This is a genomic window from Prosthecodimorpha staleyi, from assembly GCF_018729455.1.
Classification (GTDB): domain Bacteria; phylum Pseudomonadota; class Alphaproteobacteria; order Rhizobiales; family Ancalomicrobiaceae; genus Prosthecodimorpha; species Prosthecodimorpha staleyi.
The window spans coordinates 227,389-249,175 of record NZ_JAHHZF010000007.1 but is presented as its reverse complement, the minus strand read 5'-3'; the positions used below and the strand labels follow the sequence as shown (position 1 = coordinate 249,175).

Below are 21,787 nucleotides of genomic sequence, written 5' to 3'. Positions count from 1 at the left end.
AACCCGCGCCCGATGTCCAAGATCATCCATGTCGGCCTGCCGAAATGCGCATCGACCAGCCTGCAGGTCCTGTTCATCCAGGCAAGGGGCACGACCTTCCTGGGCAAGGGGGCGAATGCAACGGGGCTCGAGGCGGTCAGGGACTGGATGCGCCGGACCTTTCTGGGCGAACCGCCGCGCTTCCGCGAGAGCCTCTACCCGACCAAGGCGATCCGCGACATCTTCCGTGACGCGCTGCCGTCGGACCGCATCCTGTCGGACGGCGAAATCGCCGCGATGCGCGCCGAGCTCGACGCCACGGTGCGCGGTTTCAAGGGCGATCCGGCGAAGCTGCTGGTCTCCGACGAAGTCCTGTCCGGCGCCGGCTTCATCTTCTTCAACGAGCCGCGCCGTCGCCTCGAGGGTATCATCCAGACCGCGGGGCGCCTGTTCGGCCCCGAGGCGCTGGTGGTCGTGGTCATGCGCAGCCAGCTGCCCTTCCTGACCTCCTATTGGAAGCACCTGATCCGCACCGGCTATCCGTTCACCTTCGGACATTTCCTGTCCGAGCAATCGGACGACTTCGCCACCGCCTCGTCCTGGCGTTCGGTCACCGCGAGCCTCTTCTACGATCACGTCCGGCGCGCCGCGGCGGAGGCCGGCGTCCGGGTCGCCTTCGTGCCGTTCGAAGATGTGACCGGGGACCAGTCCATGCTGCGGCGCGTCTTCGCCGACGAGGGCATCACGATGCCGCCGGGCCTGCCGCACCGGCGCCGCACGGCCTCCGACGAGAGCCACATCATGAAGCTGAAGCGCAACCGCACCGCCCTGCGCAAGCGCGGCAACATGTTCACCCCGGAGCAGCTGCAAGCCGACGAGGCCGGATTCCGCTGGGTCATCGAGAACAACACGCTGTTCGATCCGACGCCGCATCGCGAGCGGCTGATCGAAGCCTTCCGGCCGGAGAACCGGGCCTTCGCGGCGGCGACCGGCTACGATCTCGCAAAGATGAAATATCCGGTCTGACGCCGGTCGGCGCCGGGCGCCCGCCGGCCGCCCGGGACCGTCTTGAACCTCGTTCGAAGCCGACCCATATTGCGGTAACGGGTCCGACCGGACCCGGCCGGATGCCCGAGGGGTCCGGAAGCCTACGGGTCGCTTCGACGGAGGGCCTCGATCATGTCACGCCTCACGGGCTTCTCGAGCCCGTTTCTGCTCGGTTTCGACGAGATCGAGCGCGTCCTGGACCGTGTCTCCAAGGCCGCCAACGACGGCTACCCACCCTACAATATCGAACGCCTGTTGCGTCCTGGCGACCGGGGCGACGTGCTGCGCATCACCCTGGCGGTGGCCGGTTTCACGCGCGACCAGCTCGACGTGACGCTGGAGGAGAAGCAGCTCGTCATCCGCGGCCGCCAGACCGAGGATGACCGCGACCGTCACTTCCTGCACCGCGGCATCGCGGCGCGCCAGTTCCAGCGGGCCTTCGTGCTCGCGGAAGGCATTGAGGTGATCGGCGCGGAGCTGAAGGACGGCCTGCTGTCGATCGATCTTGCCCGGCCGGAGCCGGAGCGGGTGATCCGGAAGATCGACATCGCGACCAGCGACTGAAGGCGGACCGCCGACCGGGGCACCGGCAGCGCACCGGTCTTGACCCCGTCGACGTCCGCCCGGTGCGGACGCCGGGTCGAACCTTATCGAGGAGAATTCACATGACCGAGGACCATGCCGCCAAGGCCGTGATGGAGACGGCCGAATTCGCCCATCTGGGCGAAGGCGAGGTTGCCTATCTGCGCGAACTCAAATCCGAAGAGCTTCCGGGTCTGTTCCCGAACGTGCCGCGCATCGCGCCGGGCGTGACCATCTGGGCTTTGATCAATGCCAGCGGCGCGCCGATCCTGCTCGCGGATTCGCGCGACGTTGCGGTCGCCGGCGCCCTGGAAAACGAGTTGACGACGGTCAGCGTCCACTGAACGCCGCAGGCCCGGCACGCAGCCGAAACCGCAAGCCCCGACGGCACACTCACGAGGGTCGAGGCCGGCCGCCAAGGCCGGTCAGGCCGCGTGGGAGGCGAGCGGCTGGGTCAGCACGCTGTAGAGCGCGTCGGCATCGTTGGCAGCGCGCAGCTTGGCGGCGATGGCCGGGTCGCGCAACACCCGAGCGACCCGGGCGAGCGCCTTCAGGTGGTCGGCACCGGCGCCCTCCGGCGCCAGCAGCATGAAGATCAGGTCGACCGGCGCATCGTCGATCGCGTCGAAATCGACCGGGCGCTCAAGCCGTGCGAACAGGCCGACCAACGTCGGCAGGGCGTCGATCCTGCCGTGCGGAATGGCAATGCCCCGTCCGACGGCGGTCGAGCCGAGACGCTCGCGCTGCAGGATCGTGTCGAAGATCTCGCGTTCGCCGAGCCCCGTCACCTTCGCGGCACGCGTCGCCAAATCCTGAAACGCCTGCTTCTTGGAATTGGCCTTGAGCGCCGGGATGACGGCGCCGAGGTCGAGAATGTCGCTCAAGTCCATCGATGGGTCCGGAAAGGAGCCCGCCGCCGGCTCCGGCGCCATGCGCGGAACGGTCGGGTCGGGTCGTCTGGCGCGTCAAGCTCGGAATCGGGATCGGGTACTGTTCGACCGGATGGAAGGTCCGGCCGGGCGAAGCGGGGTGCCCCGCGTCGCCCGGTCATGACACTGCCGGACCGGGTCGACCGGATCAAGCCGAGGTTGCAGGCAATGTCGGATCGATCCAGCCGATATTTCCGTCACGGCGCCGATAGACGACGTTCAGGCCGCCATTGCCGGCATTCAGGAATACCACGAAGGGTGCATGGGTCAGGTCGAGTTCCATGACCGCGCTGCCGACCGTAAGGGTCTTCAAAGTCTTGGTGGTCTCGGCGATGACGACCGGGCTGTAGTCGGCCGGCACCTCGTCCTCGTCGGCAATCGCCTCGATGACGCGATAGGTTCCCTCGACCGCCTCGGCGCGAGCGCTGCCGTTATTATAGTCACGCAGTTTGCGCTTGTAGCGGCGCAGCTGCTTGGCGATCCGCTCGGCCGCCTGGTCGACGCTCGGATAGGGCTCGTGCGCCTGGCCCTCAGACTGCAGCGTCACCCCGGTGCCGAGATGGAGCGCGCATTCCGTTCGGAAGCCGTGGCCATCCTTCTCGACCGTGACATGGCCGTTCCAGGTGCCGTTGAAATACTTGCCCAGGGTCTCGGCGATCCGGCCCTCCACATGGGTGCGCAGAGATTCGCCGATGTCGACGTTCTTGCCCGAAACCCTCAAGCCCATGGGATGCGACCTCCTTGGCGACGGTCCGCACCGGGCGGCCCCGCATTTTTTCATCTGCCCCGTCCGTTCAGGCGCGGCGGCAATGGGGGCGGTCTCATAACATTGCCGCTGGTCTTGTCAAATCCGGCATTCTCCGCGTCGCCGCCCGCAAGGACGGCGATGCATCCGTCCAGACTCAAGATATGGCGCGCCTTCGCGTCGATTCCAGGCCGTTCTGCCGCCGGACCGACGATTTTGGCCGGATGCGGGTCGTTGCGGCGCAACCGGCCGGCCGAACCCCGCGATGCGGGGACGCCGACGCGCCGCCTGACGCCGCCGGTTCCGACCGTCGGCGCTGCGGCGAGCGCATGACGGATCGCTGTCAGCCGAGCGATTTTTCGCGCCGACGCTGGACCGAGGACGGGATGTTCATCGCCTCGCGATACTTGGCGACCGTCCTGCGGGCGATGTCGATACCGGCTTCGCGCAGGAGCTTCACGATCGTGTCGTCCGACAGGATGTCGTTCGGCGCCTCGGCATCGATCATATCCTTGATGCGGTGGCGGACCGACTCGGACGAATGGGCCTCGCCGCCCTCGGACGAGGCGATCGACGAGGTGAAGAAGTATTTGAACTCGAAGATGCCGCGGCTGGTCGCCATGTACTTGTTCGACGTCACGCGGCTGACCGTGGACTCGTGCATGCCGATCGCATCGGCGATCATGCGCAGGTTCAACGGACGCAGATGCTGGACGCCGTAGGCCAGGAAGGCATCCTGCTGACGGACGATCTCGCTCGCCACCTTGATGATCGTCTTGGCGCGCTGGTCGAGGCTCTTGACCAGCCAGTTGGCGCTCTGCAGGCAATCGGACAGATACTGCTTGTCCTTCTCGCCCTTCGCCCCCTTGGCGACGGTGGCGTAGTAGGTCTGGTTGACAAGAACCCGCGGCAGCGTCTCGGTGTTGAGCTCGATCAGCCAGCCGCCGTCCGGCCCGGCCCGCACGATCACGTCCGGGACGACCGGCTGCACGGGCGCGCTGCCGAAGCGGTTGCCCGGCTTGGGATCGAGCGCCTTGATCTCGCCGATCATCTCGACGAGGTCCTCGTCGTCGACGGCGCACAGCTTGCGCAGCTGCGCGAAGTCGCGCCGCGCCAAGAGTTCGATATTCTCGATCAGCTTGCGCATGGCCGGGTCGTAGCGGTCGCGCTCGCGCAGCTGGATGGCCAGGCATTCCCTGAGATCGCGCGCGCAGACGCCGGACGGATCGAAGCCCTGCAGGACCGCGAGCACCTCCTCGACCAGCGCGACCGGGCAGCCGAGCTTCTCGGCGACCGAATCCAGATCGGTGCGCAGGTAGCCGGCCTCGTCGACCGCGTCGATCAGGTAGTGGCCGATCAGGCGGCGGACCGGATCGGTGACGGCCAGCGCCAGCTGCTCGGCGAGATGATCGGCGAGCGAGGTCTCAGCCGCCACGAAGGCCTCGAGATTGTATTCGTCGTCGCCGCCCGGGCCCGAGCGTGCGCCGGAGCCCGCCCAGCTGTCGCCGACCATCAGGCCCGGATCGAGCGGACGCTCGCCGCCGGCGGCGTCGTCCGGAAAAACATTGGTCATGTCGGTATCGAGCCGTTCCGACATGGCCGTGGCGGTCTCGAAGCTCGGCTCGGCCCAGTCGGCGGACGGCTCGCCGTCGCCGGAGCCCGGACCGTCGGGACCGGCCGGAGCCTCCGGGGCCGTCCCGGCCTCGGCTGCGCCGCCGCCGTCGGGCGCCTCCCGATCGGCCCGGCGTTCCTCGCCTTCGTCGCGGTCGAGCAGCGGATTGCGTTCGAGTTCGGCCTCCACATAGGCGACCAGATCGAGGCTGCCGAGCTGGAGCAGCTTGATCGCCTGCATCAACTGCGGCGTCATCACCAGCGACTGGCTCTGTCTCAGTTCCAGCTTCGCAGAAAGCGCCATCGCGTCCCGATCGATCCCGCCGGACGGTCGCGCGGGTCGCCGCGAAACTGGTCCGGAATTTGCGTCTTCTTCAGTTATCGCATGGTCGGGACCGATTCAAAGACTGAATTGCTCGCCGAGGTAAAGACGGCGGACATCGGGGTTTTCGACGATTTCGCGCGGACGGCCTTCGGTCAGAACGGATCCGGCGGCAATGATATAGGCGTGGTCGATCAGGCCGAGCGTTTCGCGGACATTGTGATCGGTGATCAGGACGCCGATGCCGCGCCGCGTCAGATGCACGACCAGCGCCTGGATTTCGCCGACTGCGATCGGATCGATGCCGGCGAAGGGTTCGTCGAGCAGCATGAAGGAGGGCCGGCTGGCCAGGGCCCGGGCGATCTCGCAGCGCCGCCTCTCGCCGCCCGACAGGGCGATGGCGGGCGACTTGCGCAGATGGTCGATGCGGAACTCATCGAGCAGTTCGTCGAGTTGCTCGCGCCGCCGGGCGCGGTCGGGCTCGACCACCTCCAGCACGGCAAGAATGTTTTCCTCGACGGTCAGACCGCGAAAGATCGAGGCCTCCTGCGGCAGGTAGCCGATGCCCAGCCGCGCCCGGCGATACATCGGCAGGCCCGTGATGGCATAGCCGTCGAGTGCGATGTCGCCGTGATCCGGGCGGATCAGACCGGTAATCATGTAGAAGACCGTGGTCTTCCCGGCACCGTTGGGCCCGAGCAGTCCGACCGCCTCGCCACGGTGGACGATCAGACTCACGTCGCGCACGACCTGTCGCCGCTTGTAGCTCTTGGCGACACCGGCCACGATCAGCCCCTCGGCGCCGACGCCGTCGCGCGCCTGATCGTGTCCGCCCGCGCTGCGGCCGGCCGGCCTCGCCATGGCGCTGGCGCCAGAGGTCGCCGGCGCCGTCCTGTCCGAACTCAGAGCCAAGCCGGTCTCCACGCCTGTTGCGCCTCGGTCGCGACGTCGACGCTCGCTCCGATCACGGCTTGCCGCCGGCGCCCTTGGCGGCAGCCGGCTCCAGGATCAGTTGCACGCGCCCCGAGCCCTTCGCCGCGTCCAGCCGGTACTGGCCCGTCTTCATATCGATCGCGAGGCGCTCGCCGCGCGCCACGTTCTTGCCCTGAGTCAGCACCACACCGCCGGTGATCATCGCCTCCTCGGACTTCATGTCGAACCAGCCCTGTTCGCCGGTCACGGTCTGATCGCCCTGCGATATGATCACGCGCCCATCGGCTTCGAGCCGGCGGAACTGCTGGTTCGACGGCAAGCCGGTGCCGCCCTCCTGGCCGGGCTTTGAATCGTAGAAGACCTTGAGCCGCGCCGCCTTCATCACCGTCTGGCTTTGGCGCACCAGGACATTGCCGTTGAACAGCGCGACCGATTCCTTGTCGCGCACTTCAAGGCTGTCGGCCTCGATCTGGATCGGATCCTTGCGGTTGGCGCCGAAACCCTTGAACGCCTCGGACATCGAGCCTTGGGCGAAGGCATCGGCAGCCGGAAGGGCCGCGGGGGCAAGAGCGAGGGCGAGGAGAACGGTCAGAACGCGGGGCATAAGTCCTCACTGGGGCAGGGAACGCGACGCGCCATCGGATCCGGCCAATCGCTCCGAGCCGTTCGGCCGGGTCGCTGCCGCGGGGGATGAGCGGTCGGTTTCGGCCGGCCGCAGGTTCAACCGGACCCGGCCGGTGAACAGGAAGCTGTGGCCGTTGTCGGCGATCTCAAGCGCTTCGCTCTCGATCGTGGCGGCGGGTCCCTCGACCTGAACCGCGCCGCGGCTGACGATCCGGCCCGACTTCAGATCGAAGTCGGCGCCGTCGGTCGCCGCGCGATAGCCGTTCGACGTGGTCACTACCAGACCCTGTTCGAGACGCAGGGTCTCCTGCCCACCATCATAGAGCCCGCCCTCGGCGGCGACCTTGGCCCATTGACGGTCGGCAAGCTCGATTCGGGCGCTCACCTTCTCCAGACGCACCTTCTTGGTGTCGGTGAGATTCTGCACCGCGCGCAGGGCCGTCACCTCATAGGCGCGGTCCTTGGACCGGCCACTCAGATGAGGCTCCACCATGGTCAATCCGTCGCGGGAGAAGAGCACCGTCGGCAGCTTCAGGTCCGGGGCGAAGCTGAACAGAAACACGCGCAGTCCAACCACGCCGGCCACGCCGAGGGCCAGGATCGGCAGCACGACCTTGAGCAGCCGGACCAGCGTCGAATGACGGCGCGCTGCGCGCCGTTCCGTAGTAGCCGCAAACCGCCCCGTTGCCACCCGGACGGCGTCCGGCGGCGTTTCGGCACTGGGGCGGGGCGGACGCTTCAGCATCGTCTCGGACTATCCGGATCAGGGGACCGGGCGGAAACCGTCGGTCGGACTTCACGGTCGGCAGGTGCGGAGCCGATCGGTTCCGCATCGCAGCATGGTATGGCGGGCCGGCTTCTGCAACTGCGATCGGCCAGCCCGGATCAGCCTCGGCGTGTGGTGTGGCTTATGAATGGTCGAAAATATCCGATTCGATCCAGCCGAGCAGGTCGAGACGGGCTCTAGTCGGCAAAAACCGGAAACAGGCCTCGGCAATCTCGGTGCGGCCCTCGCGGGCCAGCAGCGGATCCAGTCGGGCCTTGAGCTGATGCAGGTGCAACACGTCTGAGGCGGCATAGGCGAGCTGGGCCTCGGTCAGATCGTCAGCCCCCCAATCGGAGCTCTGCTGCTGCTTGGACAGTTCGACCCCGACCAGTTCGCGGGTCAGATCCTTGAGGCCGTGCCGATCCGTGTAGGTGCGCACGAGCTTGGATGCGATCTTGGTGCAATAGACCGGCGCCGGCATGATGCCGAAAGTGTGGTAGATGACGCCGAGATCGAACCGGGCATAGTGGAACAGCTTCAGGATGCCTTCGTCGGCGAAGAGCTTTTCCAGGTTCGGCGCCCGCGTCTGGCCGAGCCGGATCTTGACGACATCGGCGGTGCCGTCGCCGGGCGACAACTGCACCACGCACAAGCGATCGCGATGCGGGTTGAGGCCCATGGTCTCGGTATCGATGGCGACGCTGCCCTGGTAGCGGGACAGATCCGGCAAGTCGCCGACATGGTAGCGGATGGTCATCGTGTACAGCTCGGTCCAGATCCTGCGGGCCGGGTGTCCTATCACGGCGATGATCACGAGACCATGTGTTTCCACCGATCTGCCTGATCACGGGGTGGCGACCGGGTCGACATGCAGGATCCGGTATGCACGACGCGTTCATGAGCATCTCCAGACGTCCGGGAACAGAATTGAACTTCAAGCGTCCTATTCTCCTAACAATTCAAATCAAGACCCAGGAGCATGAATGATAGAAGCAAGATCGAAACTGGTTCTCGTTCTGGAAGACGAGCCCATCGTGGCAATGTTGATTGAAGATATGCTCAACGAGCTCGGATGGCGTCAGGTCACTCTGGTGGACGACATCAAGGAAGCTCTTGACGTGGCGCGCGCGTCCGAGATTGCCTTTGCGATCCTGGACATCAATATCGACGGGATACGCAGCACCGTCGTTTCCGATGATCTGCGCCATCGCGGCATCCCGTTCATCGTTGCCACCGGCTATGGCCCGGGTGCCATCGACGATTTCGGACGCGATGTCCCCGCATTGCAGAAGCCGTTCATCGTTCAGGAACTGCAGGCCGCCATCACCCGGATCATGCCGTCGGCGGACGTCTGACGGGCAGCGGACGTCTGACGGGCAGGCGCCGGCCACCGGCTTAGCCCCAGGTCGAGGACCGCTGCCCAGAGGGCGGCCAGCCGATCGGCAGCACGACCGCCGCGGTGTGGGTCGACGGGCGCCACCTGCATTGGTATAGGATGACAATTCCAACTGTCTGCGTACCGGCAAGAGAAGCGACCGCCTGATGACCGACGTCACCCTGGTGGCCTGCGCGAAGAACGAAGGCCCCTATCTGCTGGAGTGGATCGCCTATCACCGACGGCTCGGCTTCAAGGAGATCGTCGTCTACGACAACGGCAGCACCGACGGCAGCGCGAAGTTCCTGGCCGGGCTGGCAGCCCTTGGGGTGATCACCTTTCGCCGGCAGCCCGACCGGCCCCGTCGCGGCCCGCAATTTTATGCCTATACGGACGCCGTCCGCTGCTGCCGCACCGAATGGGTGATGTTTCTCGATCTCGACGAGTATCTCGTTCTCGAGCGCGCCAGCACCCTTCCCGAGCTTTTGCGCCGCTTCGACGACGAGGTCTCGCAGGTCGGATTCAATTGGCGTGTGTTCGGATCGTCCGGCCGGAAGGACCCCGGTGAGGGCCTGATCATAGAGCGCTTCCTGTCGGCCTCTTCGCCACAGCAAGCCGTCAACGGTCATCTCAAATCGGTGACGCGCTGCGATCGGATCGCGCTCGTCAACGTGCATGCCCCCTTCCTCAGCGAAGGCATCGCCGTCCATCCGGACGAGACGCCGGTGCAGTTCGGCAAGCTTCACGGAATTTCACAGGAGATCCGGCCCGCCGCCGGCCGGGTCCATCACTATGCGGTCAAATCGGAAACGGAGTTCCTGGGCAAGATCGCACGCGGCCGCGGCACCATCGCGGCGGGACAGCCGCAGAAAAAACGCGGCAATCCGGCCCAGTTGTTCAAGTCCCTCGACTTGAACGATTTCCATTGTCCGGACCTGCTCGCCGTCGCCCCCGCGGTCCGCGCCGACATGGCCGAACTGGCTGCGCGGCTCGAGGCAGCCGAAGCCTCGCCGCTATTCCGGCTGTCGCGGGCGTTGCGCCAGCGCTGGTCCGGCATCGGTCAGAGATTGCGGGTGCCGACGGCGCGGATCGCGTTGAAGCCCGGCGAGCAGTTGCGCCCATCGTCCGAGGCCGCCGGCACGATCGCGCGCGTCGGCCGCAAAAAGGCGCTCTGAGCGCCGCAATCCGTCTACCGCACCGTCTTATTGCGCTTCATCAGACGCTTCAACCAGCGCAGCATGGCCGGCCGCCGGTTCGGTCCGACGCCCGAGGTCTTTCCCTTCCGGGCGATGCGCGACCCGGACCCGCCACTCGATCCCTGCGTTCCGCCGGTGGATTGGCGTGCCAGGTTCGTGCGGTTGGCACGACCCCACCAGACCAGGTCGAGTCCCGTGGCGGCCGCCAGAATGTCGCGCGCCGCAGGATCCTCGATGTCGAACTCGACGAAGCGGGGGTCGACGCCGAAGCGGAGCCGGACGGCCGCATAATGGGCCTGGATCCACCGCTCCAGTTCCGCATCCGACCGGCCACACCCTTTCGGCAGTCCCGGGACCTCGGCAAGCATGATCCGACGATGCAACCGCCCCCAGCCGCGCATGCTGGCGATGGTCTTGGCCGGATCGCGCGTGTTCAAGATGAAGAGACAGTCGGGATAGTCCCGGCGAATCGTGTCGAGCACCGTCAGGTCGAGATTGGGCCAGAAATTGAGCCCTCGGCCGGGCAGGCAGACATCCGCCTGCGTCACCGCGTCGTAGCGTTCCAGACCCGCAAAGGCCGGACGGCCGGCCTCGATGTTGGCCTGGATCAGAATGCCGACGAAACCCTCGTTGATTCGCCAATGCGCCGTGCGCCAGCCGGCCGTCGACAATGCACGGGTGATGGTCGTCGTCCCGGTTTTTGGAAAGCCAACGACCATGGCACGCAAGGGATCTGAGTCCTCGTTACGGCGCTTCGATCAGCCGTAGCAACGATTCGGCTATCTCGAAAAGGCCGACGCAAACCGCGTTGCTTGGGTCCATCAAGCGAGCATCTCTCGCTCTCGCCGAACCGATCGATTCCGTCCGCAAAGATCGTCTTCCACCGCATTGTTCGGATGTGGGTGCCGATCTTAACGTCCAATCAACAGCTCCGCTGTTGATTGGTGCCCAGGAGAGGACTCGAACCTCCACGGCTTTCACCACTGGTACCTGAAACCAGCGCGTCTACCAATTCCGCCACCTGGGCAACGGCGGCGTGATTACGGCTTCGGGACGGGCTTGTCAATGAGGGTCTCGGATGTTCGTGGCGGGAGACGCGTTGCCGCTCTGTTGCGGGGAAACGCGACTTCACCGAACATGCGCGCCGCTGGCGGCCGTGAGTCGGATTCGGTCGCCCACAGATTTTTTCGGGGCAATTGCGCCCCTCAAGCCGCCGGTCGTGCGGCCTCGCGTGGAGGAATTCCGATGTCGAACCTGCGATCCGTTCGTTCCCGCCGGCGCGGAGCGGCCGGGCTCCTGTTCGGGCTCGCGGCCAGCGCCGCGACCGTGGTTCCGGCTGCCGCAGGCGACAACTGGATCAGCCGCGCCATTTCCGAGCGCGACGCGGCGGTGCTCAGCCGCACGGACGGACCGGCCGCGACCAAGGAAGTCGAGACGAAGATCATCGGCGGCACGGTCGCGCAATCCGGCAAGTGGCCGTATATCGCGGCGCTGGTGCAGTCCTCCCAGCCGATCGATTGGAACGGACAGTTCTGCGGCGCCAGCATCATCGCCTCGCAGTGGATCCTGACCGCGGCCCACTGCGTCTACGATCTGACCAGCGCGGCTGACGTGCAGGTCCTGGTCGGCACCCAGACCCTTTCGACCACCACGACCAGCAACGGCACCCGCTACACCGTCGACGCCTACACGATCCACCCGAACTACGATCCGGACAGCCAGGACTACGACGTGGCCGTCATCCATCTCGCTTCGGCGATCCCGAGCCCGTCGACCTTGGCCATGCTGACCAGCGCGCAATCCGCGCTCGCCGATTCCGGGGACAACGCCACCGTGATCGGCTGGGGCGACACCAACGCCAGCAGCGCGACCAGCTACCCGACCCAGCTCTACCAGGTCACGGTGCCGGTCGTGTCGCAGAAGAAGTGCCGGAAGTCCTACGGCTCGGATTCGATCACCGACCGCATGCTCTGCGCCGGCGAGAAGAAGGGCGGCAAGGACTCCTGCCAGGGCGATTCCGGCGGCCCGCTGCTGGTCCAGGATTCCAACACCCAGACTTGGTATCAGGCCGGCATCGTCAGCTGGGGCAACGGCTGCGCCAAGAAGAAGTATCCGGGCGTCTATACCCGGGTCACGACCGTGGAATCCTGGGTCGAGGGCGTGATGGCGGCCGACGCAATCGTCACCACCGACGCCGCCAGGTGCAGGACCGTATCCGCCTCGTCCAAGGCGACCTGCCTCGCCGACGCCCTGCGCGGCGCCAACGGCCGCATGGCCGGCTTCCTGAAGGTGCTGCGCGCGAAGGCCGGCACCGGCAAGGCGGCGGTGGATGTCAGCCAGTCGGCCTGGAGCGCCTCGCTGACCGGCCTGTGCCGCTTCGCCGAACAGACCGGCGGCAGCGCCGGACGCCAGGCCTGCATTGTCGAGGAGACCGAGCGACGCGTTTCGGCGCTGGGCGCCATGACGGCAGCCCTCGACAAGTAAGGCGGCCGTGACCTTCGCACCGATCCGCGGGTGTCCGGGAAACCGGGCGCCCGCTTCGTTTTCCGGGACGGCACGGCCCGGGCAGGACGACGGCCGGCGAAAGGCCTAGCCGGTCCGGTCGTTCCCGCCCTTCACAGCCGGGCGCCGAGCCGGTATGAACCCAGCGTTCAGACCCCGCGCTGCGCCGCAGCGAAGAGCCCGCTGCGGGCTCCGGCTTGCGGCAAGGCCCAATCCGGGACCCGCCATGACCGCACCGCTCAACGGAAAACTCGCCACCGTCTTCGGCGGCTCCGGCTTCCTCGGCCGCTATGTCGTCCGCGCCCTGGCGCAACGAGGCTGGCGCGTGCGCGCGGCGGTCCGCCGGCCCGATCTCGCCGGCCACCTGCAGCCCTACGGCGTCGTCGGCCAGATCCAGGCCGTGCAGGCCAATATCCGTCCGGAATACCGCTGGTCGGTGGAGCGCGCCGTCGAGGGCGCCGATGCGGTCGTCAACCTGGTCGGCATCCTGGCCGAGTCGGGTCGCCAGACCTTCGCGGCCGTCCAGGCCAACGGCGCCCGCGTGGTTGCCGAGGCCACCGCCAAGGCCGGCATCGACACCCTGGTGCAGCTGTCCGCCATCGGCGCCGACCCGGCCAGCGCGGCCGACTACGGCCGCAGCAAGGCCGCCGGCGAAGCCTCGGTGCGCGAGCGGGTTCCCGGCGCGATCGTGATGCGGCCGTCGATCGTCTTCGGCCCCGAGGACCAGTTCTTCAACCGCTTCGCCGCGATCGCCCGTCTCTCCCCCGTTCTGCCGCTGATCGGCGGCGGCGAAACGAAGTTCCAGCCGGTCTATGTCGGCGATGTCGCCGAAGCGGTGGCGCGCGCCGTCGAGGGCCGCGCGACACCCGGGACCGTCTACGAACTGGGCGGCCCGGAGGTGAAGAGCTTCAAGGAATGCATGGAACTCATGCTTGAGACGATCGGCCGCCGCCGCATCCTGGCGCCGGTGCCGTGGGGCCTCGCCCATGTCCAGGCGCGCATCCTGCAGGCGCTGCCGGGCGCGCTTCTGACCGTCGACCAGGTCGAGATGCTGAAGCACGACAACGTCGTTTCGGCAGAGGCGATCGCGCAAGGCCGCACCCTCGCCGGGCTCGGCATCGAGCCGAAGGCGCTCGCCGCGGTGCTGGCCGGCTATCTGTGGCCCTATCGTGTGCACGGCCAGTTCACGAAGAGCCGCGCGGCCTGATGGGCTGCGCGCTTCGTCCGGAAGATTTCAGCGGGCGGTCCGGATGGGTCGCCCGCCTTGCGTTTCGATCCGCGACAGCCTTCAGAGATTGACGGCCGGAGCCAGCATGCCGGGCACGCTCCGGTAGGCCGGCGCGATCTCGGCCGACTTGCGCAGATGGCCCTGCGGGAAGGCCAGGACGGCGATCAGGCCGAGCGTACCGACGGCGATGCGCCACCACGCGAAAGGCGCGAAGCCGCGGCGCGAGACGATCTCCAGGAACAGCTTGACGACGATCAGGCCGGCCACGAAGGCGGCCGCAAAGCCGAGCGCGATATACTGCGCATCGGCAAAATCGAGCACCGACTTGTTCTTGTAGAGATCGTACACGAAGGCGCCGACCATGGTCGGCATGGCCAGAAAGAACGAGAACTCCGCCGCCGAGCGCTTGTCGGTCCCCATCAGCAGCGCCCCCGCGATGGTCGAGCCGGAGCGCGACACCCCGGGAATCATGGCCAGGCACTGGCAGAAGCCGATCTTCAGGTAGAGCGACATCGGATAGGCGGTGATGTCGGTATAGCGCGGCTTGAGTTTCATGCGGTCGATCGCGAGCAGGATGATGCCGCCGACGATCAGCGCGATGCAGATCGTCACCGGGCTCTCGAACAGAACTTCCTTGATGTACTTGTGCAGACCGGCGCCGATCGCCGCGGCCGGCAGGAAGGCGATCAGGATGCCGGCGACGAAGCGGCGCGCGCCCGGATCGCTCGGCAGGGCGAGCGCGATGCCGAGCAGCCGGCGGAAATACACCAGCAGGATGGCCAGGATAGCGCCGAGCTGGATCAGGACCACGAAGGTCTTCCAGGACGCCCCCTCCCCGTCGACCCCGAGAACATGGCCGAGCAGCAGGAGATGGCCGGTCGAAGAGACCGGCAGGAACTCGGTCAACCCCTCGACGGCCCCGAAAACGAGGGCTTCGACGGCGCGATCAAGATTCATGCAATGACCTCTCGGCTAAATTCGCGGATGCCGGCGCGATCGGGGTTGTTCGGGGGCTGTGGCGGCTCTATACCGCATCGCCGTCCGAATGGCCAAGCGACCGGCGCCCGCACCCGAACTGGGCGCGACCGTCCGTTTCAGACGGAAAAACGGGATCCGGCGACGCATGCTGAAAGTCTTCCATCATCCCTTTTCGGCCGCATCGCGCTTCGTGCGTCTGGTCGCCGCCGAATACGGGATTCAGACCGAATATGTCGTCGAGCGGCCCTGGGACCGGCGCCGCGAGTTCCTGCTCATGAACCCGGCCGGGACGCTGCCGGTGATGAGCGAAAATGGCGGCCCGCCGATCTGCGGCGCTGCGCCGATCATGGAATATATCGACGAGACCCGCGGCTACGCGATGGCCGACCGCCGGCTGATGCCGAACCATGCCGAAGTGCGCGCCGAGGTGCGCCGGCTGGTCGAGTGGTTCCTGATCAAGTTCGAGGGCGAAGTCACCGGCTATCTGGTCAACGAGAAGATCTACAAGCTGGAGATGCCGCGCGAGGCCGGCGGCGGTGCCCCGGATTCGGCGGTGCTGCGCGCCGCGCGGGCCAATGTGCGCCACCACCTGAAATATGTCGGCTATCTCGCCGGTACCCGCGACTGGCTGGCCGGGCCGAAGCTGACCTTCGCGGATCTGGCCGCCGCCGCGACGCTGTCCTGTGCCGACTATCTCGGCGAGGTCGCCTGGGACGACGACGAGCAGGCCCGCCACTGGTACAGCCGGATCAAGTCGCGGCCGTCCTTCCGGCCGATCCTGGCTGACAGAATCCTTGCCATCCCGCCCGCGCCGCATTACGCCGACCTCGATTTCTGACCTGATCGATCCAAACCGGGCCCCATGCCGACCGAAAAGCCCTTCGTCATCGCCATCGACGGCCCCGCTGCGGCCGGCAAGGGCACCCTCGCCGAGCGCCTCGCCGGGCATTACGGCCTGCCCTATCTCGATACCGGCCTGCTCTACCGCGCCATCGGCCGGCTGATGGCCGATCGCGGCTTCGACCTGGACGATGCCGTGCTGGCGGGCCAGATCGCCGAGGCGCTCGATCCGGAGGATCTGAAACATCCCGGCCTGCGCGGCCGCGAATCCGGCGAACTCGCCTCGCGCGTCGCCGTCCACCCCTCGGTGCGCGAGGCGCTCGTGGCCTTCCAGCGCGGCTACGCCACCCGCATGCCCGGCGCGGTGCTGGACGGGCGCGACATCGGCACCGTGATCTGTCCGGATGCGGACGTGAAGATCTACGTCACCGCCTCGCCGGAGGTGCGCGCCCGGCGACGCACCGACGAACTGGCCGCCAAGGGCCGCTCGGTCGACTACGAGCGCATCCTCGCCGAAGTGCGCGAGCGCGACGCGCGCGATTCGGGCCGCCAGACCGCGCCGCTGAAGCCCGCCCCCGATGCGGTCCTGCTCGACACCAGCCATCTCGACCGCGACGGCGCCTTCGCGGCCGCGACCGCGATCATCGACAGACGGCGCTGCTGACGCACCGGAATTCAGCGAAGGCCACGGCCCGCCGGCCGATTTGACCGCGCCGGCGCGCTCGCGCGCTGGTGCGACGGCTCGCCTGCATGCACCGGCTTGCCGAATTGGGAACCGAACGTATAATCCCGCATATGGTCCGAACGGTTCGCCATCTGGTTTTCGGCATGCTCGCCGCCTTGGTGCTGGCCTTCCTGGCCAGCGCGACGGCGTACGCCGATTCAGGGCATGCCCATCACAGACCGGCGTCAGCGGAGCGACAGGCGGACATCCGCGGGTCCGTAGGCTCGGCGATCGACACGACCGACCGGGCATTCTCGCCGATTGCGGCCGGGCACGGCGAACTGCCCTGTCCGGCTTCGAGCCATACGGACGACGGCGCCTGCTGCGGAACCGCATGTCACGCGCTTGCCGACGGCCCCCTGTTCAACCTCGCGGCCCCGCCGACCCCGTCCAGCCTGCAAGTCCTCGCGCGAAGTGACGTCCGGTCGGGCAGCCCGGTTGATCTGCTGGAGCGCCCGCCGAGAGCCTGAGCATGTCGGCGCCGCCGGGACGCTCCCGGCCTGCGCGTGCGGCTGCTCACGCAGCCGATCCGTCCGTTCGGTGATCGGCCCCGGCTCGCGCCGTTGCGCGGCCCTGCTCCTGCGAGACCATCATGAAAGTCTGTCTGGCGCTTGGCGCAGCCCTCTGGCTGTCCGCCTGCGCATCCCCTGCGCCTGTCGTCACAGCCGGGCCCGATCCTGCCGACCCGGCCGCAAAAGTCCGGCCCGTCGCCTACCGGCCCGTCCTTGACGGCACGGCCGTCTTCGAGCCGGTCGAACCGCAACCTTGGAAGGCGAGCAACGATGCCGTCCGACCGGGAGGCAAAGTGCCATGAAGACGGTGCTCTCCCTCCTCTTCGCAGCGGCGATCCTTGGCGGCTGCGCGAGTTTCACGGAGGACGGCGGCATGACCCCGGTCGTCGCCGCCGCGTCGGCCGACCTGAAGCAGGACGTCGTCAAGATCGACGGGTCGGAAACCGCTGCCGTGGTGCGCGATCGGGTCCGGGCCAAGCTGGCCAAGCCGATTGGACTTGGCGATGCGGTTCAGGTCGCGCTCCTCAACAATCGCGGCCTGCAGGCGGACTACAACGCGTTGGGCATTGCGGAGACCGACTATGTCGCCGCCACGCTGCCCGAAAGTCCGACCCTCTCGATCGAGCGACTCGTCGGCGATGGCATCCTGGAGATCGAGCGTCGGCTGGTTGCCGATCTCCTCTCGCTGGCCACGCTGCAGAAGCGGAGCGAAATCGGCCGGGATCGATTCGAAGCGGCGGGCTACCGTGCGATCCAGGCCACGTTCCGAACCGCGGCCGAGACACGGCGCGCCTGGATCCGCGCAGTGGCGTCGGCCGAGACCGTCGGCTTTCTGGAGCAAGCCCGGCTCTCCGCCGAGGCGGCAGCGGAACTGACCCGCAAGCTCGGCGCGGCCGGCACGGCGACGAAGCTTGATCAGGCCCGCGCCGCGGCCTTCCACGCCGAGGTCTCGAACGATCTCGCCCGGGCGCGCCTCAAGGCGACGATCGACCGGGAAGCGCTGACGCGTCAGCTCGGCCTGTGGGGGGGCGATCTTGGCTATCGAATTCCGACGCGCCTGCCGTCGCTGCCGAAGTCGGTGCGCAGCGCAGGTGATTTCGAGACGCAGGCCATTCTGCGACGGGTCGACTTGATTGCCGACCGGCTCGAACTTGACGCTCTCGCCGCTTCGCTCGGCCTCACCGAGGCGACGCGGTACGTCTCTGCGGTCGAATTGGCCGGCATCTCCAGCACCGAGTGGGAGAAGGACGGACGGGAAACGAGCCGTACCCGCAGGCGCGGCCTCGAACTGGAAGTCCGCGTCCCGATTTTCGACCTCGGCGAGACGGGGGTGCGCAAGGCGCGCGAGACCTACATGCAGGCAGTCAACCGCCTGATCGAGAAAGCGGTCGCCATCCGCTCCGAGGTCCGCACCGGCTATGTGGCCTATCGGGCGACCTACGATATCGCCCGCCAGTTCCAGAACCGCATCCTGCCGTTGCGGCGGATCGTCAGCGAGCAAGCAGTCCTCGAATATAACGGGATGCTCAAGGACGTGTTCACGCTTCTCACCACTGCCCGCGAAAGCGCGGCCTCGAACGTCGGTGCAATCGAAGCGCGACGCGATTTTCTGCTCGCTGCCGTCGATTTCGAAACCGCCCTGGTCGGCGGCGGGAGCGGGTCCGGCCCCTTGGTCGCAGCTGCCGCCGCACCGGCCGGGGCCGGCGGCGCAGGCCATTGAAAGGAGACCGCCGATGACCGTTTCCCGTCGCTCCCTGCTCGGCGCCGGCGGCGCCGCCGCTGCGCTGATCGGAGCTTCCGCAGTCTCCGGCCGCGTCCAGGCCGCATCGATCCCGGAAGCTCCGGTGATGACCGAGCCGACGATGCAGCCGCCACTGAAGCCTGCCGGCGGTCCCGACTACCAGCCGGTCGTGACCTTGAACGGCTGGACCCTGCCGTGGCGGCAGAACGGCGACTGGAAGGAATTCCATCTCGTCGCCGAACCGGTCGTACGCGAGATCGCGCCCGGAATGGTCGCCCACCTCTGGGGCTACAACGGCCAGTCCCCCGGTCCGACCATCGAGGCGGTCGAGGGCGACAAGGTGCGGATCTTCGTGACCAACAAGCTGCCGGAGCACACGACCGTGCACTGGCACGGCCAGTTGCTGCCTTGCGGCATGGATGGTGTCGGGGGGTTGACCCAGCCACATATCAAGCCCGGGAAGACCTTCGTCTACGAGTTTCAGCTGAAGAAGTCCGGCACCTTCATGTATCACCCGCATGCCGACGAAATGGTGCAGATGGCGATGGGCATGATGGGCTTCTTCGTGGTCCACCCCAAGAATCCGGCCTTCATGCCGGTCGACCGGGACTTCGTCTTCCTGCTCAACGCCTACGATATTGAGCCGGGAAGCTATGTACCCAAGGTCAACACCATGACCGACTTCAATCTGTGGACTTGGAACAGCCGCGCGTTCCCTGGAATCGACCATCTGGTCTGCGCCAAGGGTGACCGGGTGCGCGTGCGCGTCGGCAACCTGACCATGACCAACCATCCGATCCACATGCACGGCTACCATTTCGAGGTGACCTGCACGGATGGGGGGTGGGTCAGGCCCGAGGCGCGCTGGCCGGAAGTCACCATCGACATCCCGGTCGGCGCCATGCGGGCCTACGAATTCGTGGCGGACGAACCGGGCGATTGGGCAATCCACTGCCACAAGTCGCATCACACGATGAACGCCATGGGCCACGATGTGAAAACCTGGATCGGCGTCGACAAGAAAGATGTCGCCAAGACGATCCGCAAGCTCGTGCCCGACTATATGCCGATGGGCTCGAACGGCATGGCGGAAATGGGCGAAATGGAAATGCCGCTGCCCGACAACACGTTGCCGATGATGACCGGCTTCGCGCAGTTCGGGCCCGTCGAAATGGGCGGAATGTTCTCGGTCGTGAAGGTGCGCGAAGGCCTCGCCCGCGACGACTACAAGGACCCCGGTTGGTATCGCCACCCGCCAGGCACGGTCGCCTATGAGTGGAAGGGCGAAGAAAAGGCCGCGACCGAAGCTCTGCCCGCCAAGGTCATCCCGGGCAAGAGCGCGGAGGTGACCGTGGTCAAGCCCGGCAAGGGTCGTTCCAAACATTCCGGACATTGAGGAGACACCGCATGAGATTTCAGACAGCCGTCGTCCTTGTGCTCGCGCTCGCCGTCGCGCCCGCTACCGCCTGGGCCGGGGCAGGTGTGCCTGGTCACACCCACGACGGCTTCGCCTTTGGTGAACCGGGCAACCCCAAAAAGCCCGCCCGCATCGTCGAAGTGAGCATGAAAGAAGTGGACGGCCGCATGACCTTTCTGCCCGACCGCATCGAGGTGCGCCAAGGCGAGCGCGTCCGCTTCAAGCTCATCAATGCCGGCCAGCTCGACCACGAGTTCATGCTCGGTACTGTCGAGGACAATCAGAAACATGCTGCGTTAATGCAGAAATTTCCGGAGATGGAACACGACGATCCGAACGGAAAGTCGTTGAAAATCGGAGATCGCAACGAATTGGTTTGGATGTTCTCCAAGCCCGGCACGTTCGAATTCGCCTGTCTGCGTCCCGGACACTACGAGGCCGGCATGAAGGGAACGCTGGTCGTGTTGCCCATCAAGCAGAAGCTCACCAACCGCTGAGGACCTGTCATGTACAAGACGATCGCATTCCTGACTGTACTCTGTACCGCCGTTCCCGCCTTCGCCGCCGATCCCGTCGACGGTCAGGTCACCAAGGTCGACGCTTCGGCGAAGAAGCTCACGATCAAGCACGGTGAGATCAAGGCCCTCGATATGCCGGCAATGACCATGGTCTTCCAGGTGGCCGACACGGCCTTTCTGACCAAGGTGAAGGCCGGCGACAAGGTAAAATTCAACATTGAGCGGATGAATGGTGCACTGACGGTAACGACGATTGAAAAATCGAAGTAGAGCGGCCGTGAGACGAAATGGCCATAATGAATTCGGCCTCCAGAAGGACGAAACCTCCCGGGTTCGGCGAAGTTTCCTGAATTTAGGGGAACCATCATCCCTGCTGTCTCCTCGACACCTTACGTTGTCTGAGTGTTCAGACCCACGGTGTGATGGCGTATCGTTGTCCCCGTCGGAGAGGACACGCTATGAGTCAGCTTCTTCACCGGAGTGCCAAAGGCCCAACCGACCGCCGGCTCAGGCTTCGGCAATTCCCGTCTGCGCAGGCTCGACGATGACATCACCGAAACCTTCATGGTGGTGCCGCGGCGATGGAGGGCGATCCAGACCGTAGGGGAGCCGTTCGGCCGTCGAGAGCGCTCGGGCGCAGATCGAGTGTCGGCGTTCGGGCGGCCAATGATGTGCCCGATCCTTTGCGGCCGGCCCTCACGCGATTCGATCTTCCGGGGCTGGGCGGGACCGCAGCAGCCCGCCGGGATCGGAACCCGAGAAGGGCGCCATGCGACCGCCACTCCATTGGCAGAGCGAGCGGCTGGTCGACGGGAATGACGATAAAGGCGATCACTGCTTGGACCGACGGTCGAACTCCGCCTTCCTCGCCCAATCAGGCGGGTATGCGGCGAAAGAGCCGACCGTGGCGACGACGGCTGTCGCGACGGCTCGCCTTGCCGAGACCGGCCGAAAGGGCTATAGCAGCCCACGTTTTCCGAGCGAGCCGGTCCGTTGTCGCGGGCCGGCGCCTGCCGAGGGCAGGACAGTGCGTGGGCGGGACGGGGGTTCGAACCCTGCCGATCCGTCCGTCTTGGTGCCGGACCACACTGGAATACGGTCTCGATCCGCCGCTCGCCGGCGCCGGCCCGACGGGTGTACCTGTCGGCGCTCCTCCGCCCGTCGCGGGGAGCCGGGCGGCTTCGGGACCGCCCCGCAACTTCGAACCCGAGCCGGCGC

The 21,787-nt window shown here is 66.6% G+C and carries 23 protein-coding genes and 1 tRNA gene; 14 read left to right on the top strand and 10 right to left on the bottom strand.

The features are described 5' to 3' along the window. The first annotated feature begins 12 nt into the window (after positions 1–12). From KL771_RS15750 to KL771_RS15740, 3 genes are all read left to right on the top strand, one after another. Positions 13–1,005 (top strand): hypothetical protein, encoded by a 993-nt coding sequence (locus KL771_RS15750; protein ID WP_261969494.1) that lies wholly within the window; start codon positions 13–15, stop codon positions 1,003–1,005. Between the two features lie 153 nt (positions 1,006–1,158). After that, entirely contained in the window at positions 1,159–1,590 is a 432-nt protein-coding gene (locus KL771_RS15745) for an Hsp20 family protein (RefSeq protein ID WP_054359329.1), read from the top strand. A gap of 101 nt (positions 1,591–1,691) precedes the next feature. After that, complete coding sequence (locus tag KL771_RS15740) at positions 1,692–1,952, top strand: BQ00720 family protein (protein WP_261969493.1); 261 nt, start codon at positions 1,692–1,694, stop codon at positions 1,950–1,952. Positions 1,953–2,033: 81 nt separating this feature from the next. Here KL771_RS15740 and ptsN read toward each other — a convergent pair whose 3' ends face one another. The 7 genes from ptsN to KL771_RS15705 all read right to left on the bottom strand — a co-directional run bounded on the left by ptsN (position 2,034) and on the right by KL771_RS15705 (position 8,295). Continuing rightward, positions 2,034–2,498 (bottom strand): PTS IIA-like nitrogen regulatory protein PtsN, encoded by a 465-nt coding sequence (gene ptsN / locus KL771_RS15735; protein ID WP_054362051.1) that lies wholly within the window; start codon positions 2,496–2,498, stop codon positions 2,034–2,036. A 187-nt stretch (positions 2,499–2,685) separates the two neighbouring features. Further along, positions 2,686–3,264 carry a ribosome hibernation-promoting factor, HPF/YfiA family gene (gene hpf, locus KL771_RS15730; RefSeq protein ID WP_261969492.1) on the bottom strand — a complete coding sequence of 193 codons (579 nt, stop codon included), beginning with the start codon at positions 3,262–3,264 and terminating at the stop codon, positions 2,686–2,688. Positions 3,265–3,625: 361 nt separating this feature from the next. Beyond that, positions 3,626–5,197 (bottom strand): RNA polymerase factor sigma-54, encoded by a 1,572-nt coding sequence (gene rpoN / locus KL771_RS15725; protein WP_261969491.1) that lies wholly within the window; start codon positions 5,195–5,197, stop codon positions 3,626–3,628. A gap of 96 nt (positions 5,198–5,293) precedes the next feature. Next, a complete protein-coding gene (gene lptB, locus KL771_RS15720; protein ID WP_261969609.1) occupies positions 5,294–6,076 on the bottom strand; it encodes an LPS export ABC transporter ATP-binding protein in 783 nt (260 codons plus the stop codon). A gap of 103 nt (positions 6,077–6,179) precedes the next feature. Continuing rightward, complete coding sequence (locus tag KL771_RS15715) at positions 6,180–6,752, bottom strand: LptA/OstA family protein (RefSeq protein WP_261969490.1); 573 nt, start codon at positions 6,750–6,752, stop codon at positions 6,180–6,182. A 6-nt stretch (positions 6,753–6,758) separates the two neighbouring features. Next, a complete protein-coding gene (gene lptC, locus KL771_RS15710) occupies positions 6,759–7,517 on the bottom strand; it encodes an LPS export ABC transporter periplasmic protein LptC (RefSeq protein ID WP_261969489.1) in 759 nt (252 codons plus the stop codon). Between the two features lie 163 nt (positions 7,518–7,680). Then, positions 7,681–8,295, bottom strand: coding sequence for a ribonuclease D (locus KL771_RS15705; RefSeq protein WP_261969488.1), 615 nt, complete (start codon positions 8,293–8,295; stop codon positions 7,681–7,683). A gap of 226 nt (positions 8,296–8,521) precedes the next feature. Here KL771_RS15705 and KL771_RS15700 point away from each other — a divergent pair, with 226 nt between their 5' ends. Together KL771_RS15700 and KL771_RS15695 are read left to right on the top strand one after the other, a co-directional pair. Continuing rightward, a complete protein-coding gene (locus KL771_RS15700; RefSeq protein WP_261969487.1) occupies positions 8,522–8,893 on the top strand; it encodes a response regulator in 372 nt (123 codons plus the stop codon). A 187-nt stretch (positions 8,894–9,080) separates the two neighbouring features. Then, positions 9,081–10,088 (top strand): glycosyltransferase family 2 protein, encoded by a 1,008-nt coding sequence (locus KL771_RS15695; protein ID WP_261969486.1) that lies wholly within the window; start codon positions 9,081–9,083, stop codon positions 10,086–10,088. A 14-nt stretch (positions 10,089–10,102) separates the two neighbouring features. On the opposite strand, the gene KL771_RS15690 is transcribed toward KL771_RS15695, so the two are convergent. Beyond that, positions 10,103–10,828 carry a sulfotransferase gene (locus KL771_RS15690; protein WP_390866968.1) on the bottom strand — a complete coding sequence of 242 codons (726 nt, stop codon included), beginning with the start codon at positions 10,826–10,828 and terminating at the stop codon, positions 10,103–10,105. Positions 10,829–11,051: 223 nt separating this feature from the next. After that, positions 11,052–11,136: transfer RNA gene (locus KL771_RS15685), tRNA-Leu, on the bottom strand. 218 nt (positions 11,137–11,354) lie between these two features. Between KL771_RS15685 and KL771_RS15680 the strand changes: the two genes are divergently transcribed. Then, positions 11,355–12,593: a serine protease gene (locus tag KL771_RS15680; protein WP_261969484.1), complete on the top strand. Its 1,239-nt coding sequence runs from the start codon at positions 11,355–11,357 to the stop codon at positions 12,591–12,593. Positions 12,594–12,837: 244 nt separating this feature from the next. Further along, entirely contained in the window at positions 12,838–13,818 is a 981-nt protein-coding gene (locus KL771_RS15675; protein ID WP_261969483.1) for a complex I NDUFA9 subunit family protein, read from the top strand. A gap of 81 nt (positions 13,819–13,899) precedes the next feature. On the opposite strand, the gene KL771_RS15670 is transcribed toward KL771_RS15675, so the two are convergent. Beyond that, entirely contained in the window at positions 13,900–14,796 is an 897-nt protein-coding gene (locus KL771_RS15670) for an undecaprenyl-diphosphate phosphatase (RefSeq protein WP_261969482.1), read from the bottom strand. Between the two features lie 166 nt (positions 14,797–14,962). On the opposite strand from KL771_RS15670, the gene KL771_RS15665 reads away from it, so the two are divergent. The 7 genes from KL771_RS15665 (at position 14,963) to KL771_RS15635 (ending at position 20,839) form a co-directional block, all read left to right on the top strand. Then, positions 14,963–15,655, top strand: coding sequence for a glutathione S-transferase family protein (locus KL771_RS15665; RefSeq protein WP_261969481.1), 693 nt, complete (start codon positions 14,963–14,965; stop codon positions 15,653–15,655). A 24-nt stretch (positions 15,656–15,679) separates the two neighbouring features. Further along, positions 15,680–16,321: a (d)CMP kinase gene (gene cmk / locus KL771_RS15660; RefSeq protein WP_261969480.1), complete on the top strand. Its 642-nt coding sequence runs from the start codon at positions 15,680–15,682 to the stop codon at positions 16,319–16,321. Positions 16,322–16,407: 86 nt separating this feature from the next. Then, positions 16,408–16,851, top strand: coding sequence for a hypothetical protein (locus tag KL771_RS15655; RefSeq protein WP_261969479.1), 444 nt, complete (start codon positions 16,408–16,410; stop codon positions 16,849–16,851). Positions 16,852–17,191: 340 nt separating this feature from the next. Beyond that, positions 17,192–18,613, top strand: a complete 1,422-nt coding sequence (locus KL771_RS15650) for a TolC family protein (RefSeq protein ID WP_261969478.1) — start codon at positions 17,192–17,194, stop codon at positions 18,611–18,613. Between the two features lie 13 nt (positions 18,614–18,626). Then, on the top strand, positions 18,627–20,030 hold the full coding sequence (locus tag KL771_RS15645) for a multicopper oxidase family protein (RefSeq protein ID WP_261969477.1): 1,404 nt from the start codon (positions 18,627–18,629) through the stop codon (positions 20,028–20,030). An 11-nt stretch (positions 20,031–20,041) separates the two neighbouring features. Beyond that, a complete protein-coding gene (locus KL771_RS15640) occupies positions 20,042–20,548 on the top strand; it encodes a cupredoxin domain-containing protein (RefSeq protein WP_261969476.1) in 507 nt (168 codons plus the stop codon). A 9-nt stretch (positions 20,549–20,557) separates the two neighbouring features. Then, positions 20,558–20,839, top strand: coding sequence for a copper-binding protein (locus KL771_RS15635; RefSeq protein WP_261969475.1), 282 nt, complete (start codon positions 20,558–20,560; stop codon positions 20,837–20,839). Positions 20,840–21,787: the final 948 nt, after the last annotated feature.

What these genes read in the sequence shown, in the direction of transcription:
- KL771_RS15655 (WP_261969479.1), top strand. Translation starts at nt 16,408, where the DNA reads ATGCACCGGCTTGCCGAATTGGGAACCGAACGTATAATCCCGCATATG.
- KL771_RS15695 (WP_261969486.1), top strand. Translation starts at nt 9,081, where the DNA reads ATGACCGACGTCACCCTGGTGGCCTGCGCGAAGAACGAAGGCCCCTAT.
- KL771_RS15675 (WP_261969483.1), top strand. Translation starts at nt 12,838, where the DNA reads ATGACCGCACCGCTCAACGGAAAACTCGCCACCGTCTTCGGCGGCTCC.
- rpoN (WP_261969491.1), bottom strand. Translation starts at nt 5,197, where the DNA reads ATGGCGCTTTCTGCGAAGCTGGAACTGAGACAGAGCCAGTCGCTGGTG.
- KL771_RS15640 (WP_261969476.1), top strand. Translation starts at nt 20,042, where the DNA reads ATGAGATTTCAGACAGCCGTCGTCCTTGTGCTCGCGCTCGCCGTCGCG.
- lptB (WP_261969609.1), bottom strand. Translation starts at nt 6,076, where the DNA reads ATGGCGAGGCCGGCCGGCCGCAGCGCGGGCGGACACGATCAGGCGCGC.
- KL771_RS15650 (WP_261969478.1), top strand. Translation starts at nt 17,192, where the DNA reads ATGAAGACGGTGCTCTCCCTCCTCTTCGCAGCGGCGATCCTTGGCGGC.
- KL771_RS15745 (WP_054359329.1), top strand. Translation starts at nt 1,159, where the DNA reads ATGTCACGCCTCACGGGCTTCTCGAGCCCGTTTCTGCTCGGTTTCGAC.
- KL771_RS15705 (WP_261969488.1), bottom strand. Translation starts at nt 8,295, where the DNA reads ATGACCATCCGCTACCATGTCGGCGACTTGCCGGATCTGTCCCGCTAC.
- ptsN (WP_054362051.1), bottom strand. Translation starts at nt 2,498, where the DNA reads ATGGACTTGAGCGACATTCTCGACCTCGGCGCCGTCATCCCGGCGCTC.
- lptC (WP_261969489.1), bottom strand. Translation starts at nt 7,517, where the DNA reads ATGCTGAAGCGTCCGCCCCGCCCCAGTGCCGAAACGCCGCCGGACGCC.
- KL771_RS15645 (WP_261969477.1), top strand. Translation starts at nt 18,627, where the DNA reads ATGACCGTTTCCCGTCGCTCCCTGCTCGGCGCCGGCGGCGCCGCCGCT.
- KL771_RS15750 (WP_261969494.1), top strand. Translation starts at nt 13, where the DNA reads ATGTCCAAGATCATCCATGTCGGCCTGCCGAAATGCGCATCGACCAGC.
- hpf (WP_261969492.1), bottom strand. Translation starts at nt 3,264, where the DNA reads ATGGGCTTGAGGGTTTCGGGCAAGAACGTCGACATCGGCGAATCTCTG.
- KL771_RS15690 (WP_390866968.1), bottom strand. Translation starts at nt 10,828, where the DNA reads ATGGTCGTTGGCTTTCCAAAAACCGGGACGACGACCATCACCCGTGCA.
- KL771_RS15740 (WP_261969493.1), top strand. Translation starts at nt 1,692, where the DNA reads ATGACCGAGGACCATGCCGCCAAGGCCGTGATGGAGACGGCCGAATTC.
- KL771_RS15665 (WP_261969481.1), top strand. Translation starts at nt 14,963, where the DNA reads ATGCTGAAAGTCTTCCATCATCCCTTTTCGGCCGCATCGCGCTTCGTG.
- KL771_RS15680 (WP_261969484.1), top strand. Translation starts at nt 11,355, where the DNA reads ATGTCGAACCTGCGATCCGTTCGTTCCCGCCGGCGCGGAGCGGCCGGG.
- KL771_RS15715 (WP_261969490.1), bottom strand. Translation starts at nt 6,752, where the DNA reads ATGCCCCGCGTTCTGACCGTTCTCCTCGCCCTCGCTCTTGCCCCCGCG.
- cmk (WP_261969480.1), top strand. Translation starts at nt 15,680, where the DNA reads ATGCCGACCGAAAAGCCCTTCGTCATCGCCATCGACGGCCCCGCTGCG.
- KL771_RS15700 (WP_261969487.1), top strand. Translation starts at nt 8,522, where the DNA reads ATGATAGAAGCAAGATCGAAACTGGTTCTCGTTCTGGAAGACGAGCCC.
- KL771_RS15635 (WP_261969475.1), top strand. Translation starts at nt 20,558, where the DNA reads ATGTACAAGACGATCGCATTCCTGACTGTACTCTGTACCGCCGTTCCC.
- KL771_RS15670 (WP_261969482.1), bottom strand. Translation starts at nt 14,796, where the DNA reads ATGAATCTTGATCGCGCCGTCGAAGCCCTCGTTTTCGGGGCCGTCGAG.